1 protein-coding gene is annotated in these 707 nt (G+C 62.7%); it reads left to right on the top strand.

What is annotated here, in order from left to right; genetic code table 11:
- Positions 1-707: flagellin (locus E5S66_RS13510; protein WP_281278290.1), on the top strand; the 707-nt coding region annotated here is incomplete at both ends.

The following is a 707-nucleotide window of genomic DNA, read 5'->3' as shown; positions in this document are numbered from 1 at the left end:
GGCACCAAGCTGCTGGACGGCAACTTCGCCGGCCAGGCCTTCCAGGTCGGCGCCAACGCCGGGCAGCTGATCACCGTCGACTCCATCTCCAGTGCACAGACCAACGCGCTGGGTGCCACGTTGTTCGCCAAGGGCACGTTCTCGGCAACCGTTACTGCTGCTAACGGCGACACCAATGCATCTTCGGGTTATGCCACCTACACCATTGGTTCGGGTGGCTTTCAAATTGGCGATGCAAGTTTCGATCAGATCGTTGTTGCTGCGGTTGCGGATGGTGCCTATACCGGGGCCGACCAAGCGACGGCCGAAGCGGCGGCAGTACTGGCGGGCAAGAACGCGGGCGGTGCGGCGCTTGTTGCCGCGGTAAATGCTCAATCGGCCAAAGCCGGCGTAGTTGCTTCGCTCGACAGCACAACCGGAACCGTTAATTTCACCTCGCTGTCGTCTGGCGAAGTGGGCGACACCCTCTCGGCAACGGGCGGCCTCACAATTACGTCAGCGGCGCTTACCGCTAGCGATGCCACCTATGTCAGCAGCGTCGACATCTCCAGCTTCGCCGGCGCCCAGAAGGCCATCTCCATCATGGATGCGGCCCTGACCGCGGTGAACAGCTCGCGCGCCGAGCTGGGTGCGATCCAGAACCGCTTCAGCTCGGTGATCAGCAACCTGAACACCACCTCGGAAAACCTGAGCGCCTCGCGCAGCCG

It is taken from the genome of Thermomonas fusca, assembly GCF_005862345.1.
GTDB lineage: Bacteria > Pseudomonadota > Gammaproteobacteria > Xanthomonadales > Xanthomonadaceae > Thermomonas > Thermomonas fusca.
This window is presented reverse-complemented; position numbering and strand designations above follow the sequence as displayed.